The sequence below is a fragment of the Wolbachia endosymbiont of Cylisticus convexus genome (assembly GCF_003344345.1).
This window is the reverse complement of sequence record NZ_QPIP01000164.1, coordinates 1-1,590: the sequence shown is the minus strand read 5'-3', so window position 1 is coordinate 1,590 and position 1,590 is coordinate 1. Positions and strand designations below refer to the sequence as shown.

Sequence of the window (1,590 nt, the reverse complement as noted above, 5' to 3'; positions counted from 1 at the left end):
TCTTGCTTACTCATAAGCTACCTAAATAAAGGAAATTAAAGCAACTTGAAAGAAAAGACAAATGAAAAGTTTATTACCGCCAAACGCAACAAAGCAAGAGCAAGCACTGGTTGATGCAATAGATTATAAGGTTGATCCAAGCTGTATCAAAGGATTTAAGTTTAATCTTAAAGAAGAAACATTGCCGTGGTTGATTGAGGAATATGAATTGGGGGAAATTCTACGTTGGATAAAGGATAAAAGAAAAGCCGTAGTAGAAGGAGTAAAATTTCAAAGACTGAGAGGAACACCTAAATCACTTAAAATAGCACTCAAGTGGGCAAATATAGAAGATATTAAAATTATCGAAGAACCACCTGGTAAACACTTTTTTGAGTTGCAAGTAGGGATAAAAGAGGTACCAAATGACTTCTTCGTAGATGCAGTAGTAGAGCTGGCAAAACTATCACTGCCTGTAAGATCCAGATTGATGAGGATTTTTAACGATTATTATAATGCGCAGAGATTTATATTGGATGAGAGTTTATTTGGAGATCTTCTTTCTGATTATTCAGGGGTAAAAATAGAAAAAGATGGACCAGTGTTATCATTTGGAAGAGTAAATTTTTTCAGGTCTAGTGGTCCAGTTATTAGGATTATAGAAAACTATCTACGCGATCATTATGAACGAGCTTTAAGCAATGATATATATCGCCTAGATGTAGCAATCCTTGGAGAAACCGAGCCTCACACAAGGGATTATAAAGGCATCTATGAAAGAGATCATTTGTGTTACAACTTAAAAGCACTATATCCATTACCACAGAGTTTATTACCATCGATTAAATTTGCAAAAGCGCAAGTTATATTATCGGACAGTTGGAACTTAGGAGAAACAAATGCGTGCTTTCCGGTTGGTAGCATAGAAGAAGAAGGAAATAAATTTGTATTGGGAAACGATAAACTTTCAGGGCAACATTGGAGTTTAAAACACAAGCCAATTTTAGAAAGGTTTAGCGTTACTCACAACTATAAAGTAGAAAATTATACAGATCAGAAGGTCAGAAAATATGTTTTAGCAGAACACAACGTTTACTATAAAAATGATTTGGATTCAGAGCAAAAAGACTCAATACACGAATTAGAAAAGCACATTTTAGTATTTTATCCAGGAGTACTGAAGTGGCACGAACATAGACATTTGCACAGAAATTGGAAAAATAGTCAAGTAATATGTGTAATAAGTTAAGTATTTATATTTAGATCCTCATATATTATATTAATAATAGGTAAAAGTGTATGAAATAAAAAGAAAAGGACTTGCTTTCTCATGCTAAAAAGGACATGACTTGAATAGCAGCAGGTAAATATAAGAAATTTATCTGACGCTAGAAAAGCTAATTTTGTGAGGTAAGTATGAAGTTTAGCAAAGAATCTTTTAGTAAGTTTTTTAAAGAAGTATCAAGTAACGATATTAATAAAAGAAATGAAGAAGGAGAGACGATCTTGCATCAAGCAGTAGAAATCTCTGATTACAAAACAGTGAGATTATTAATAAAAAAAGGAGCAGAGGTTAATGCAAGAGACAAAAATGGTTATACACCTCTACAC

At 33.0% G+C, this 1,590-nt stretch carries 2 protein-coding genes; both read left to right on the top strand.

The window, feature by feature from the left end; genetic code table 11:
- Positions 1–61 precede the first annotated feature (61 nt).
- Entirely contained in the window at positions 62–1,228 is a 1,167-nt protein-coding gene (locus Wcon_RS09700; protein ID WP_114517950.1) for a phage tail protein, read from the top strand.
- Between the two features lie 167 nt (positions 1,229–1,395).
- A partial coding sequence (locus Wcon_RS09695; RefSeq protein ID WP_179947517.1) for an ankyrin repeat domain-containing protein occupies positions 1,396–1,590 on the top strand: 195 nt, incomplete at its 3' end.